The organism is Ruegeria sp. CE12 (assembly GCF_056537525.1).
In genome coordinates this window covers 105767-119013 of the sequence record NZ_JBQFRS010000007.1, presented here as the reverse complement: position 1 = coordinate 119013, position 13247 = coordinate 105767, and the positions used below count along the sequence as shown (strand labels likewise).

Annotated in this window: 11 protein-coding genes; 4 read left to right on the top strand and 7 right to left on the bottom strand. The window is 54.9% G+C overall.

The window, feature by feature from the left end; translation table 11 throughout:
• Window positions 1-12 precede the first annotated feature (12 nt).
• Window positions 13-978, top strand: a complete 966-nt coding sequence (gene speB / locus ACR0IO_RS16450; RefSeq protein WP_480742666.1) for an agmatinase — start codon at window positions 13-15, stop codon at window positions 976-978.
• A 150-nt stretch (window positions 979-1128) separates the two neighbouring features.
• Here the strand turns inward: speB and ACR0IO_RS16445 are convergent, their stop codons facing one another.
• The 7 genes from ACR0IO_RS16445 to ACR0IO_RS16415 all read right to left on the bottom strand — a co-directional run bounded on the left by ACR0IO_RS16445 (window position 1129) and on the right by ACR0IO_RS16415 (window position 9348).
• Complete coding sequence (locus ACR0IO_RS16445; RefSeq protein WP_480742665.1) at window positions 1129-2349, bottom strand: aminopeptidase P family protein; 1221 nt, start codon at window positions 2347-2349, stop codon at window positions 1129-1131.
• A 164-nt stretch (window positions 2350-2513) separates the two neighbouring features.
• Entirely contained in the window at window positions 2514-3725 is a 1212-nt protein-coding gene (locus tag ACR0IO_RS16440) for an ABC transporter permease (RefSeq protein WP_480742664.1), read from the bottom strand.
• Window positions 3726-3730: 5 nt separating this feature from the next.
• Window positions 3731-5005: an ABC transporter permease gene (locus ACR0IO_RS16435; RefSeq protein ID WP_480742663.1), complete on the bottom strand. Its 1275-nt coding sequence runs from the start codon at window positions 5003-5005 to the stop codon at window positions 3731-3733.
• Between the two features lie 74 nt (window positions 5006-5079).
• A complete protein-coding gene (locus tag ACR0IO_RS16430) occupies window positions 5080-6171 on the bottom strand; it encodes an extracellular solute-binding protein (RefSeq protein WP_155147750.1) in 1092 nt (363 codons plus the stop codon).
• A gap of 88 nt (window positions 6172-6259) precedes the next feature.
• Complete coding sequence (locus ACR0IO_RS16425) at window positions 6260-7360, bottom strand: ABC transporter ATP-binding protein (protein WP_170336086.1); 1101 nt, start codon at window positions 7358-7360, stop codon at window positions 6260-6262.
• Between the two features lie 138 nt (window positions 7361-7498).
• Window positions 7499-8206, bottom strand: coding sequence for a maleate cis-trans isomerase family protein (locus tag ACR0IO_RS16420; RefSeq protein WP_480742662.1), 708 nt, complete (start codon window positions 8204-8206; stop codon window positions 7499-7501).
• On the bottom strand, window positions 8203-9348 hold the full coding sequence (locus tag ACR0IO_RS16415; protein ID WP_480742816.1) for a M24 family metallopeptidase: 1146 nt from the start codon (window positions 9346-9348) through the stop codon (window positions 8203-8205). The genes ACR0IO_RS16420 and ACR0IO_RS16415 overlap by 4 nt, the downstream gene beginning before the upstream one ends.
• Window positions 9349-9444: 96 nt before the next feature.
• Here ACR0IO_RS16415 and ACR0IO_RS16410 point away from each other — a divergent pair, with 96 nt between their 5' ends.
• From ACR0IO_RS16410 to ACR0IO_RS16400, 3 genes are all read left to right on the top strand, one after another.
• Window positions 9445-10629, top strand: coding sequence for a M24 family metallopeptidase (locus ACR0IO_RS16410; RefSeq protein WP_480742661.1), 1185 nt, complete (start codon window positions 9445-9447; stop codon window positions 10627-10629).
• Window positions 10629-11783 carry an acetylornithine deacetylase gene (argE, locus tag ACR0IO_RS16405; protein WP_480742660.1) on the top strand — a complete coding sequence of 385 codons (1155 nt, stop codon included), beginning with the start codon at window positions 10629-10631 and terminating at the stop codon, window positions 11781-11783. The genes ACR0IO_RS16410 and argE overlap by 1 nt, the downstream gene beginning before the upstream one ends.
• 188 nt (window positions 11784-11971) lie before the next feature.
• Entirely contained in the window at window positions 11972-13228 is a 1257-nt protein-coding gene (locus ACR0IO_RS16400) for a flavin-containing monooxygenase (protein ID WP_480742659.1), read from the top strand.
• Window positions 13229-13247: the final 19 nt, after the last annotated feature.

The window sequence follows — 13247 nt, the reverse complement described above, 5'->3', positions numbered from 1 at the left end:
AACGGAGAATTCATGTCGGGACATGGTTATGAAGCTGGTCGTCTGAATCTGCCTTTTGTCGGCATCTCGACCTTTGGCAAGAAACCTTACGTCGAGAACTGGGACGAGATCGACGCGGATGTGGCAATCCTCGGTGCGCCATTTGATTTCGGCTGCCAGTTCCGTTCGGGCGCGCGTTTTGGTCCGCGTTCGGTCCGCGAAGCATCGACCCTGTTCAGCTTTGGCCATGCCGGGGCGTATGATCACGAGGATGACGCTACTTATCTTGGCAGCGACGTGCGTATCGTTGATCTGGGGGATGCAGATATCATCCACACTAAAACCGAAGAGAGCCACGCCAACATCGAATACGGCGTCAAAAAGATACTCGATGCGGGTGCAATCCCCGTAACAATCGGTGGTGATCATTCGGTCAACATTCCCTGCATTAATGCCTATGCAGAAGACTGCGCCGAAAAAGGTCCGATCCACGTCATTCAGATCGACGCGCATCTGGACTTTGTCGATGAGCGCCACGGCGTCACAGTCGGCCACGGCAACCCAATGCGCCGTGCGATTGAGAAGGATTACGTATCGGGCATGACCCAAATGGGTATCCGCAACGTATCTTCGACCGCGAAAGAGGGTTATGACGATGCCCGCGCCCGCGGCTCGGATATTCTGTCGGTCCGACAGGTCCGCAAACTGGGAACTCAGGGTGTTTTGGATCGTATTCCCGAAGGCGTACGCTATTACGTCACCATCGATATTGACGCATTCTGCCCATCAATTGCGCCCGGAACTGGCACACCCAGCCATGGCGGTTTTCAGTATTATGACGTGCTGGAGATTCTGCAGGGTCTGAGTAAACATGGCGATGTTGTTGGCATCGATCTGGTAGAGGTCGCCCCAGCTTATGACCCATCTGAAAGCACCCAGATTCTTGCGGCGCAATTGTTGCTGAACTTCATCGGCTTCATCTTCCACAACCGGAAGTAAGTTCCCTCCCCAGAGCATTCTTCATTTGAATGCTTCAGTATTCCGGCAGTCAGTCTGATCTGAGTGCCGGAATACGTCGTTTGGAGCGCTTAGGATCTGATATGTCGATATCCTTTGGCAAGTGTGGAGCAAGTGGCTCCACGCATCCGATCAGGCGCCGATAATGTTGTGACCCGGGCCATATGGGAAGCCCGTGATGTTTTCTGCACCATCTTCACCAACAACAAGAATATCGTGTTCACGATAACCGCCTGCGCCGGGCTGCCCTTCGGGAATCCACAACATGGGTTCAATAGAAACCACCATGCCCGGTTCGAGAACGGTGTCGATGTCCTCACGCAATTCCAGCCCTGCCTCGCGCCCGTAATAGTGGCTGAGAATACCGAAGGAATGGCCGTAGCCGAAGGAACGGTATTGCAGCAGGCCCTCATCCGCAAAGAAGCGGTTGATCTCAGCAGTGATGCCGGAACAGGTCGCGCCCGGTTTGATCAGACTTAGGCCCAGTTCATGAGCTGCGACGTTGGCCTTCCACAAGCGCAGGCTTTCAGCGTCCGGTTCACCCAGAAACAGGGTCCGCTCAAGCGCTGTGTAGTATCCCGAAATCATCGGGAAAGTGTTCAGCGAAAGAATATCGCCCTTCTGCAGCGCGCGTTTTGTCACTGGGTTATGGGCGCCGTCTGTGTTGAGACCTGACTGGAACCAAACCCAGGTGTCACGGTATTCAGCATCAGGGTAAGCGCGTGCAATCTCCTCCTCCATCGCATCGCGACCTGCCATTGCGATCTCAATCTCGGTGGCACCTTCTCGGATCGCAGCATGAATCGCGGCGCCGCCAACGTCGGCAGTCCGCGCACCACCCTTGATTAGCTCGATCTCTTCTGCGGACTTCACCATACGTGCTGCCATGGTATCGGGCGCAATGTCGACAAGCTCGGGCGCGCCCAGCATGTTCAGCGCGGTATCGCGTGCGGCCAAGGTCATGTGGTCACTCTCGACACCGACGCGTTTCGCGTTACCAATCAGACTCGCAACAGCGCGCCAGTAATTGTCGCGCTTCCAGTCAGTGTAGATAACGTTTTCTTCAACAGAACGTCGCCAGGGCTGTCCCGCGTCGATATTGGCGGACACGGTGGTGCAGCTATCCTGTGTCACAACGCAGCCGTAGGGACGGCCGAAGGCACAGTACAGAAAGCCGGAATAGTAAGCGATGTTGTGCATCGAAGTCAGCAGCACTGCGGGAACATCGCGGGCTGCCATGATCGAGCGCAGCTTGGCCAAGCGGCGTTCATATTCGCCCTTGCTGAACGGCAGGGGCGCTTTGTCACCATTGTGACAAGTAAAGAACTCTGGGCGATTTGTTAGGTCAGTCATAGTCAGGTCTCTCATCTTTGCCGGACGTGCAAAGCCCGGCCACATGTCCCGGCGTTCAGGACAGGCGGTCTCGGGGTCCGAGAGCCGATCAACCCCTTAAGTGCCACGACGCCATCGCAGCAGGGGTTGAACGGGTGAATCGTTAAATGACCTGCTTTTTTACGTCAAGCCGGAGAAAGCCCGCGAAGACGTTCAGAACGACGACGCAGCAGTTCAACCGTGGTAAGCAACGCGATCGAGATCACCACGAGGATCGTCGCAACCGCCAGAATGGTTGGGCTGATCTGCTCCCGCAGGCCGGTGAACATCTGCCAAGGCAGGGTTTTCTGGCTGGCAGACCCGACAAACAGCACAACGACCACCTCATCGAACGAAGTGATGAAGGCGAATAGACCGCCCGAGATCACGCCGGGCAGGATCAACGGCATCTGGATTGAAAAGAACGTCCGGACAGGACCAGCGCCCATATTGGCAGCGGCGCGAGTCAGGGAACGGTCGAAACCCACCAGGGTTGCGGTTACAGTGATGATAACAAACGGAATACCCAGAACCGCATGCGCGAGGATAACTTTGATGTAACCCACAAGGTTCTTGTTCATGCCCAGCGTACCCTCCATGAAGCGGCCGATATCACTGTAGAAAAAGAACATGCCGGTGGCTGAGATAATCAGCGGAACAATCATGGGCGAAATCAGGATACCCATAATGGCTCGGCGTCCGGGAACGTGGCTCTGGCTTAGGCCGATGGCCGCCAGCGTACCCAGAGAGACCGAAATGATCGTCGCAATTGGTGCGATGATCAGCGAGTTCTTGAAACTGCGCTGCCATTCATTGTTGGTAAAGAAATCGCGGTAGTGCTTAAGCGAATACCCTTCAGGGTCCAGCCGCAACATTTCCGGCGTGAACGTAAAGAAGTCCTGAGCGTTAAAGGACAGCGGCAGAACCACCAGAATTGGTGTGATCAGGAAGACAAAGATCGCACCACAGATCACTCGGAACAGGTAGTGGTAGAACACCTGTTTTGGCGTCAGGTAGGGCAACAGTTTGCGGCGATACCGGCCTTCGTACAGCCAATAGATGAACCAGATGAAGAACCACCCGCCCAGCAGGCCGAGTACACCCCCCATCGGACCGGAAACCAGAAAGCCAACGATGCCGAAGCCAAGGATATTGATCCATCGCGCCAGCTTTTCGTTTTTTAGCAGCGTAATGTAGATCCAGGCCAACCCTGCGATCAGGATCGCTCCGCCTAACATTCCTAGAAGAACCGAGCCATTACCAGCGCCGACAAAAATTCCGGCGAAAGCGCCAGCAAGTGCAACGCTGAGCAGGACCATTGACAGAGGTTTGCGGGATATCGGTGTAAGTGCGGCCATTATTCTTATCCCAGCTTCACGTTATCAATGCCGACGATCTTGTCGTAGACCCAATAGAGCAACAGCACGACACCTAGCAGGATTGTTCCCAAGGCCGCGGCAAGTCCCCAGTTCAGCGAGGACGAGATGTGGTAGGCGATCCGGTTCGAGATGAAGACACCCTTGGTTCCGCCGACAATCTCGGGCGTGATGTAGTAACCAATCGCCAGAATGAACACGAGGATCGAACCCGCTCCGATACCCGGAATGGATTGCGGGAAGTAGATGCGCCAGAAGGTGGTCCAGTTCGTGGCCCCCATCGATTTGGCGGCACGGGTGTAGGATGGCGGGATCGTTTGCATCACCGAATACATCGGCAGGATCATGAATGGCAGCAGGATATGCGTCATCGCAACAATCGTACCGATCTGGTTGTTGATGATGATCAGACGTGAATCATCTGCAACCAGCCCGAGCCAAACCAGCGTGTCATTGATCACACCTTGTTGCTGCAGCATGACCTTCCAGGCCGAGGTTCGCACCAGAAGGGATGTCCAGAATGGCAATAATACGAGGATCATCAGCAGGTTCGAAACCCGCATAGGCAATGTCGCCAGCAGGTAGCTGATCGGATAGGCCAACAGTATACATGCACCGGTAATCACCAGTGACATGAACAGCGTACGGCCAAAAAGCTTGATCAGAATCTGCTTGTCTTCCGGTTGCGCCTGCGCCCCTTCCGGAGTGCGCCGCATATCGACCGCATTCAGGAAGTAACCATTGGTAATCGGCACCGCGTGGGTCTTGATCACACGCCATGTCTGCGGATCACCCCAACCCTCGTGAATTTCGATCAGCTGTTCCTTGAACGGTCCGTCGGTCTCGGGATCCAGGCGCTTGAGCTTCCGACCGGATTTGCGGAACATCGAAGACATGCCCGTTTCTTCGTAGTTCAGACGCGTTCCCAGCCGGGTATGTTGTTTGTTATCGATCGCAATGACCATATCACGGACGAACGCATCATAAACGTCTTCGCTCGGTAACTCGCCACTTGTCTCATCCCAGTTGTTCAGCGCCTCGACCGTCAACGGGATCGTATCCGAAACGATGCTGTTTTCGACCGAGCGGAACAGCATTGAGGCTATGGGCACAAGGAACGAAAACAGCACGAACAGGAGCAGTGGCGCGACAAGTAATAGCGCCCGGAGTTTCTGACGCCGCAACGAACGCGCGAGCGATTGCTTGAGCGGCGTTCCGTCCGCTGCCAGCATGGGTCCGGCGGGTTGGCTTGCGTCAGTCATTCGTGCCTCTTGGTTCTGCTTGGGTCAGGCGGCGGCGCACCGCCACCTAACTGGTCTTTCAACGCATTCAGCGATTATTGTGCCAGCCACGCCTGGAATTTGGCGTCGATGTCGTCACGATAGTCAGCCCAGAACTCGTAGTTGTAGAGGAACGTGTTCTTAGCGTTTTCCGGATCGGTCGGCATATGTGGTGCCATGTCGATACCCAGTTCGGCGTGCTGACCAACCAGCGGTGCAGACGATGCACGTGCAGGACCGTACGAGATGTACTTGGCCTGATCTGCCAGACGCTGAGTGTCGGTGGCGAACATGATGTAGTCCAGCGCGCGCTGCTTGCGCTCATCGCTCAGACCGGCCGGGATGATCCAGCCATCAAGGTCAAACACCTGAGCGTCCCAAAGCATTGCAACCGGCTGCTTCTGCTCTTCGATCACGCTGAACAGACGACCGTTATAGGTCGAACCCATGACGACTTCGCCATCAGCCAAAAGCTGCGGTGTGTCGGCACCGGCGGACCACCAAACAACGCTGTCCTTGATGGTGTCGAGCTTGGCAAGAGCCTGGTCCTGACCTTCGGCAGTTGCCAGAACGTCATAAACGTCTTCTTTGGCTACGCCGTCACAGAGCAGAGCCCATTCCATGTTGTTGATCGGGCGCTTTTCCAGCGAACGTTTGCCGGGATAGGCTTCGAGATCGAATACCGCACAAATGTCGGTCGGAGGATTATCACCCACCAGATCTGTACGATAGCCAAAGGTCGTCGAATACACGATCTGTGGGATAAAGCACTCGCTGACCAACAGGTCACCAAAATCTTCCGATGCAGGTGTTCCGTCAGGTGCTGCCGCCAGTTGCGTATCCGGGTCGATTTCCATCGCCAGGCCTTCGTCACACAGACGGATCGCATCTGCAGCCACAACATCAACCACATCCCATGTGATGTTGCCCGCTTCGTTCATGGCGCGCAGTTTTGCCACCGCTTCGGCCGAGCTGTCATCGTTAAGAATTGTGACGCCGGTCTTTTCCGAATAGGGCTCGTGGTAAGCCTTTAGCTGAGATTTCGAATAGGCGCCGCCCCACGAGACGATCGTCATCTCTTCTGCGGAAACGGTGCCTGCGGCCGTCGCAATTGCGGCTGCAGAAAGCAAGATCTTTGTTGGTTTCATAAAGTATCTCCCAGTTATTCCCGTTTGTATTATTGTAGGCTGACGCACGGGTTTTCGTCAGCCTGTCCCTCTGCCTGACCCGGCTGGTCTATGCGTCCAGCGCACGACAATCCTGAGGCAGCCACCCGATCTCTATCTCTTCGCCGGGTTTCAGTTTTACAGCATCCGGGGCATTTCGTGTCTTGACGATGAACTCGTCATTTCCAGCGACCGACATGCGGAAGCGGAACACATCGCCCATATAGATGAACTCTTTCACTATCGCCTTGAGCGTGTGCGCATCGGCGTGCAGTCGGTCTTTGTTGAATTCAACACGCTCAGGCCGGATCGACACTTTGGTGCGCTCGCCCGGCTGGTGAACATTGATCGGAACCGCATCAATTTCCGAGCCATCATCCAGTTGAACAAGGCAGGTATCACCGTCGATAGATTTCACCACGCCTTCCAGCGTGTTGTTCTCACCGATGAACTGCGCAACAAAGCTGTTCTCGGGTTCTTCATAGAGCTGATCTGGTGGGGCAAGCTGCTGGATGCGGCCGTCATCGAAAACCGCCACACGATCCGACATGGTCAGGGCTTCGGTCTGGTCGTGAGTGACGTAAACGGTCGTGATTCCAAGCTCATGCGCAAGACGGGTGATTTCGAACTGCATGTGTTCACGCAGCTGCTTGTCCAGCGCGCCCAGTGGTTCGTCCATCAATACCAGCTCAGGTTCAAAAACGAGAGCACGCGCCAGTGCGATCCGCTGTTGCTGTCCACCTGACAACTGAGCGGGACGGCGGCTGCCAAAGGCACCCATCTGCACCATATCCAGTGCGCGTTTTACCTTTTCCTCACGTTCGGACTTGCCCATCTTGCGGACTTCCAGTGGGAACGAAAGGTTTTCGGCCACAGTCATGTGCGGGAACAGGGCGTAGTTTTGAAACACCATGCCGATGCCGCGCTTGTGGGGCGGAATATTGTTGATGGGTCGCCCATCCAACAGGATTTCACCATGGGTGGCTGTTTCAAACCCGGCGAGCATCATAAGGCAGGTGGTTTTCCCGGACCCTGATGGCCCGAGCATCGTCAGAAACTCACCCTTGGGCATAGCCAGATTTAAATCTTTAACGACGAGATTTTCGCCATCATAAGACTTTTGAACGCGTTGAAATTCGACAAACGCGGCGTCGTTACTTGTTTCGGTCACAAGACCCCCTGTCTCGTCAAATGATTATCCAACAGCGTCGGATTTCACTGATCTGTCGACTCAGTTAAGACCAAGCAGGTGCGTCATTGCAACCTTGAATGCAATTTTTGATAATTGAGATATCGTTTTGATAATTCATTAAGCTGCATTCAAACGCTTCATATGCCAAGCGAGACTTTGATTACTTGAAAGAACCGGCTTTCCGATCCTGTTCTGGATTTCCGGGATGGCCGACAAGGTTCTGAGGTTCGTACAACTTAGAAATACTGCTTCGATCGAAGAATCGGAGCCCAATTTTACGGCGGCGTCGACTACCGATTGATTGGATATCCGTACCACTTTTGCCTCTTCGGCCTCGCCAAAGGTTCCGAAAACATCAGTCGACATTCCGCGCTCGGCAAACGCCCGGCGCAACGGTATGTTGACCTCTTCTATGTAGGGTGAGAGCAACGCAAACTTTGAAACCCCAAGATCTGCGGCGCAAGCCGCAGCCGCACGCAGGGGATTGGTAACCTCAGCAGTATTGCAGGTTTGCTTAACCAGTTCCGCCACACGTTCGGACCCTATGACCGAACTGGCCGAGGTACATCCATATCCAACAACCCGATAAGGCCTCGCGTTCGGCAAAAGACTGGCAGCAGCCGGCAGCGCAGTTTCCATTTCAGCCAGACTATCCGTTGTCACCTCAATACCACTTGGAATGCGGGTGACATGGATTGGATACTTCCGATCCGAGAAATAGGCACTGAATTCTGGCTCAAGAGTTTCATCGGTCTGAAGCACAATCAGGCCCAGAGGTGACGCATTCGGATCGTCTGCATCCAGAGTGTAAGGAATATGTGTCATAGTTCGATCAACTCGGGCCCGATACGGGGGCTGATATATCTTGGTGCATTGTCAGTGATGACGATGTTCTCTTCGTGGACAAGTATTTTGTCACCAACAGCGATTCCCGGCTCTAGCGTAAGGACCATACCCGGCTCCAGCACTGTGTGATCTGATGGGATAAGCGACGGCCATTCAGTCAGCGACATACCCAAACCGTGACCCAGCCGCCCCGCATCCGTCCCTTCAGCATCACGGGTCAACACATCATTCATAGCGTGAAACAGATCGGCGGCCGTGGTCCCGGGCCTTGCGATTTCAAATGCAGCGTCCGAAGCTTCGATCAGGCGGGCATGTGCGGATTGGACTTCGTTGCTGGCAGGTCCTATCGACCAGTTGCGATCAAAGTCACTGAAGTACCCATCCCAGACGAGGCCTGTGTCCAGCATTAGCACGTCACCATTGGACAATGGCACCGGTCGTGCGGGCGAGATTACATCCGAATACCCGCCACGCTCTGCTCCGCCTGCCAGATAAGGCACCCAATCAGCTCCTTCTTCGAGACAGAGGATTTGAAACCCGCGAAACACCTCATCCAGTGGCACACCGGAAGAGGCAATTTCCGGGACACGTGCAAATGCGCGACCTGCAATGTCACAAGCGGTTTCGATCTTGGCAATTTCAGCGGGAGATTTGACCATTCGAAGCTGCCGTAGGATGCCATGGTCACCTGCAATTTGCCGCTGACCAATGTTTCCACGCACACGGTCGAGGTCCGCCAGCGGTATCCGCGCGTGCGTTTCGTGGCCGTCTGGTATCCCGATTTGACCATCTGCCGGTGTCAACTCGATCAGTGTCTCAACCAGCAATGAAACGCCATCATCCTCCAGATCAGGCGCGCTCCATGTTCTGATATCATCAACCCATGTCTGCCCCATGAGCGCTGCACCGATTGAGGGGATCACTGCCACCGGCTTGCCGCTCGCGGGCAGTACAAGAAACCAAGGGCGCGTCGGGCTTTCCCAGAACCGCGTCAGATACCCGGTAAAGTAACGCAAATCCGTCTCGGTCGTCAGCAATAGTGCCGAGAGGCCCTTCTGCTCCATCACCTTTTGAGCACGCTTAGTCCGGGCCTCGAACTCGGCCTGTTCAAACCCTCTCATTTTGATGAACTCCATCCCGTCGACTGCCTGACCCATTGACGTGAGCCGATTGGTGAAGTTGTGTCAACCAAAGTTCGTTGCGAAGCGGAGATTCAGATGGCGCATACTGACCCGGCCTTTACCCAAGCGGAATATGATCGCCGCCTTGCCAAAACCCGGAACGCAATGTCTCAGGCCGGTCTGGATTGCCTCTTCATAGAAGACCCTTCAAACATTTCATGGCTCACTGGCTACGAAGGTTGGTCGTTCTATGTTCATCAGGGCGCGCTGATCTTTCTGGACTCTGTTCCGGTTTGGTGGGGGCGCAGTCAGGATGCAAATGGCGCGCGCCGTACCGTTTGGATGACGGATGACCGTATCCACGGTTATGAAGACAGCTTTGTGCAATCGACAACACGCCATCCGATGCAGGATCTTGCGAAACTGATCACCGAATATGGGCATGCCCACGGTCGGATTGGTGTTGAGCTGGACAACTACTATTATTCAGCGAAGGCACATCAGACGCTGCTATCTAAATTGCCTGGTGCGTCACTGATCGATGCAACCGCACTGGTGAATTGGCAACGCGCCGTAAAGTCGGAGGAAGAGATTGCCTTGATGCGCAAGGCCGCGCGTATTTCCGAGCATATCGTTGATGGCGTACTCGAGCGTGTTGAACCGGGCCTTCGCAAAAATGAACTTGTTGCCCAAATTTATCACGACGCGATCACGGGTGTTGGCGACGATTGGGGGGACTACGCAGCAATTGTGCCCCTGTTACCGTCGGGAACGGATGCTGCAGCACCCCATCTGACGTGGAATGGTGATGCATTCAAATCCGGCGAATGTACCTTTTTTGAATTATCAGGATGTTACAGGCGCTATCACGCCCCGTTCTGCCGGTCTGTGTATTTGGGGAGTCCCCCCGATCAGCTGAAACGTGCAGAAGCGGCACTGGTCGAAGGATTGGAAGCCGGTCTTGATGCCGCGAGGGCGGGAAATCGAGCAAAGGACATCGCTGCCGCTCTGGCCGCACCGCTGGAGCGCGCGGGAATAGAACGCGGGGCGCGTTGCGGATATCCGATTGGACTGAGTTATCCGCCCGATTGGGGGGAGCGCACAATCTCGCTGCGCGACGAAGATGAGACCATCCTCGAACCCGGCATGACCTTTCACTTCATGCCCGGCCTCTGGATGGATGACTGGGGGCTAGAGATCACCGAGTCGATCCTGATTACCGAAAATGGACCTGCTGAGTGCTTTTGCGATCGGCCCCGCAAGATGTTTGTGAAACCATAATGCTGGACCGGTCTATCAATATACTTGGCGATTTGATCGCATTTCCGACAGTTTCGGTAGATTCAAACCTGGATCTGATCAAATACCTGTCGGATCGTTTCGAAGCGCTCGGCGCACGTTGTTCCTTAACAGCAGACCATAGCGGCACCAAAGCCAATCTTTTTGCGACACTAGGGCCGGATCTGCCGGGCGGTGTCATGTTGTCCGGACACACTGATGTCGTCCCCGTTGTGGATCAGGATTGGACAGCCGATCCCTTTGAATTGAATTGTCGCGATGGAAAGCTTTTTGGTCGGGGCACCTGTGACATGAAGGGGTTCATTGCAGCCAGTCTGGCGCTTGCCGAGACGCTTGATGCAAGCGCCTTGAAGCAACCACTGCACTTTGCCTTCACATATGATGAGGAAACGGGCTGTTTGGGCGCGCAAAATTTGATCCGTGATCTCGCACAGCGAGGAATTGTTCCGGATATCGCGATTGTTGGCGAGCCCACCGAGATGCGCGTCATCGAGGGTCACAAGGGCTGCTATGAGTACACGGCCCGATTTGCCGGGTTGGAGGGGCATGGTTCAGCGCCGGATGCAGGTGTGAACGCCGCCGAATATGCTGCGCGCTATGTGGCGAAATTGCTCGAGTTGCGAGAGGCTCTGAAGGCAAGGACCCCAGAGACCAGCAAGTTTGACCCGCCATGGAGCACTATAAATATCGGCAGAATCTCGGGCGGCGTAGCGCATAATGTTATTGTCGGCAAAGCCGAGGTCGACTGGGAAATGCGACCGGTTCAGGCGAGCGATGCAGATTTCGTGAAAGGGGAAATGACGGATTACGTTGACGGTACACTGGTGCCCGATATGAAGTCCGTTCATCCAAAGGCAGGTATCGAGCTGGAAATCATAGCAGAAGTTGCTGGTCTCGAGCCCATGGATGACAACGCGGCCCGCGATCTGGTTGCAAAGCTGACAGGGGCAAACGGTGCCGATCTGGTGGCGTTCGGAACCGAGGCAGGGCTGTTTCAGAAATTGGGCTCAAATACGATTGTCTGCGGCCCCGGTTCGATCCGTGAAGCTCATAAGCCTGATGAGTATCTGGAGATCGGGCAGCTGGAACTTTGCTGCCGTATGCTAAAGCGTTTGGGTGAGACGCTGGTCAACTGACTGATCAGCTAGGATTGATCCGCGTTATTATCAATATTTTTCAATGTGATAATTGGTGCCGATCGCCAATAGTTACCGGTTATTTTACTTCTTAGCTCTTACCTAATTGAAAAGAAGAAAGACTGTTCTTTTTTGCGCTCTCCGGGAATGGCAGGTTCCCGGAGACCTAGCAAGAAAGGCTCCGAGCGATGGTGGAATATGTTGATACCCTTGTTGTAGGCGCAGGGCAGGCTGGAATCGCGATGAGCGAGCATCTGAGCCGCAACTCGATTTCTCATATCGTTCTTGAAAAGCATCGCGTGGCCGAAGCCTGGAGATCGCGCCGCTGGGATTCGCTGGTGGCAAACGGCCCGGCTTGGCACGATCGTTTTCCAAACATGAAGTTTCAGACCTGTGGGGCGGACGCATTTCCACCCAAAGAACAGGTTGCAGATTATCTGAACGCTTATGCCGAGATGATCGAGGCCCCCATTCGGACAGGGGTTGAGGTGATCTCTCTTACAAAGAATGTCGGTCGGCCGGGATTTAAGGTTGAAACATCGGACGGCGTGATCGAAGCCGAGGCCGTAGTCTCAGCAACAGGCGCATTTCAGCATCCGGTTTTCCCGGATATCGTGCCCGAGAGTGAGGGCATTACACAGATCCATTCGGCCTCGTACCGCAACCCGCAAGATCTTCCCGAAGGGGCTGTGCTTGTAGTGGGCGCTGGTTCGTCGGGAGGTCAGATTGCAGATGAGTTGCAGCGCGCCGGCCGCAAGACTTTCCTTTGTGTTGGCCCGCATGATCGTCCCCCTCGTGCGTATCGCGGTCGGGACTATTGCTGGTGGCTGGGTGTACTGGGCCTGTGGGACATTCCCGCCAAGGAACCCGGCACCGAACATGTCACGATTTCGGTCAGTGGCGCGCAGGGTGGACAGACGGTAGATTTCCGCCGCCTCGCAGCCGAAGGCATGACGCTGCTGGGCAGGGCTGATCGCTATGAAAACGGCAAGCTGATCATCGACAATGATCTGGCGGAAAACATCGCCGCAGGGGATGCGAACTATCTCGATATGCTTGATCAGGCGGATGCCTACGCTGAACGTATGGGTCTGGATTTGCCTCAGGAACCCGAGGCAAGGATCCTGCCACCTGACCCGGAATGCCTGACCAATCCGTTCCATGAGCTTGATCTCAGGGCCGAAGGTATCACCACCATCATCTGGGCCACGGGCTATCGTCAGGATTTCAGCTGGATGAAAGTGGATGCGTTCGACCAAACAGGTGCGCCGGTGCATCAGCGCGGCGTCTCGACTGAGCCAGGCATCTATTTTCTTGGACTGCCGTGGCAATCGCGGCGCGGGTCTACCTTCATTTGGGGCGTTTGGCACGACGCAGCTTATGTCGCAGATCAGATAGCCATCCAGAAAAATTACCGGGACTATTGTCCTGCAGCCGCTGAGTGACTCGGCAGGAAAGGCACCG